The organism is Halobacterium sp. CBA1126 (genome assembly GCF_009741975.1).
Classification (GTDB): Archaea; Halobacteriota; Halobacteria; order Halobacteriales; family Halobacteriaceae; genus Halobacterium.
The window spans coordinates 1-1,103 of record NZ_WPCF01000207.1; the positions used below are offsets into that span (position 1 = coordinate 1).

The 1,103-nt window shown below is 57.5% G+C and carries 1 protein-coding gene; it reads left to right on the forward strand.

What is annotated here, in order from left to right; all coding sequences use genetic code 11:
• The first annotated feature begins 90 nt into the window (after positions 1–90).
• Positions 91–975: an IS1595 family transposase gene (locus GJ634_RS15210; RefSeq protein ID WP_157503659.1), complete on the forward strand. Its 885-nt coding sequence runs from the start codon at positions 91–93 to the stop codon at positions 973–975.
• Positions 976–1,103: the final 128 nt, after the last annotated feature.

The following is a 1,103-nucleotide window of genomic DNA, read 5'->3' on the forward strand; positions in this document are numbered from 1 at the left end:
CGCTCTTCGGAAGCAGATTGTTGGTCGGGTAGAGCTGACGCTGTGAAAGCGTAGCGGGCAAGGGCGACGCGTCCGCGTCACCCGAACGCAATGTTTCCATTTGAATTGCTGAGTTCGGAGACGAGCGCCGCGAACCTGCTGGAGCAGGTTCGCTGGCGCGAGGGCCTCTGTTGCCCGCGCTGCCAGTCTGAGTCAGTGATCAAACACGGCAGCTATCGAGAGTATCAGCGGTATCTCTGTAAGGATTGCGACCGTACATTCAACGACAAGACCGGCACGATCTTCGCGCACGCGAAGATCGGCCTCGACAAGCTCTTGTTCGCGTACTACTCGTTCCTCCGGTTCAACACGAGTATCCGCCAGTTAGACGCTGAAATTGATGTTTCGTATCGATCGATTCGCCGGCGCGTCGAGCAGTTCGCCAGAACGCTCGACGCGCCAGCCATCTCCCTCGTTGGCCCGGTTGAGATCGATGAATTCTACGTCTCCGCCGGGAAGAAAGGCCGCGAGCGCGACCGGGAGTCGCGCTCGCGTGCCCTCTCGAAACGCGGACGGGGAACATACGAGGGGGACAAGCCGCCAGTATTCACACTCGTTGATCGCGGCAGCGATCAGCGATACGTCATTCCAGCGAAATCCGCTGACGAATCGACTGTGCGACTCCTTCTCGACAACCGCGAGAAGGAGTCGCTGACCGTCTATACCGACGGATTTCGGGGCTACGATCCACTCGACGATGATGAGAACTTCCACCGAGAATCAGTGATTCACGGCGACGGCGAATACGTTGATGGAGACGCGCACGTGAACACCTGCGAGAGCCACGCGTCGCTTTTGCGACGGTGGCTCTCGCCGCACCGAGGCGTCTCAAAAGACAAACTGACAGCGTATCTCAGACCGTTCCAACTTCGGCGACGAATCCTCCGCAAACCGGGTAGAGAAGCACTCAAAGAGATTGTCCGAGCAGTTCTCTGACTCACCAACAATGTACTTCACAAGAGCGCACTAGAAATCCCAAAAGCCGCTGACCACTGCTCCTCACTTAGTTCTGCAGAGACAGAATCAAACGACGGGGTCCAGTTGATAACCCCCCATTGGAGAGC